Below are 265 nucleotides of genomic sequence, written 5' to 3'. Positions count from 1 at the left end.
TTGGTACACCGCTTCAACAGGCGGAACAGTTATTGCTCCGACAACAGCTTTAACAAGCGGTACATACTTTGCGGCAATCTCAGACCCTGCAACAGGCTGCGAGAGCGCTTCAAGATTGACAGTTGATGTGATTGTAAACGATCCGGGAACTCCAACATTGGTTACTGCGGGAACGCAAAACTTCTGTCTGGCAAATGCTCCAACATTTGCGAGTGTTCAGTTCAATCAAGCTAACATTGTTTGGTATACAGCTTTAACAGGCGGA

Annotated in this window: 1 protein-coding gene; it reads left to right on the top strand. The window is 46.8% G+C overall.

Annotated features, from left to right (window positions below; translation table 11 throughout):
* A partial coding sequence (locus DM397_RS00170) for a hypothetical protein (RefSeq protein ID WP_162615410.1) occupies positions 1-265 on the top strand: 265 nt, incomplete at both ends.

It is taken from the genome of Flavobacterium nitrogenifigens (genome assembly GCF_003254565.1).
GTDB classification, from domain to species: Bacteria; Bacteroidota; Bacteroidia; order Flavobacteriales; family Flavobacteriaceae; genus Flavobacterium; species Flavobacterium nitrogenifigens.
This window is presented reverse-complemented; position numbering and strand designations above follow the sequence as displayed.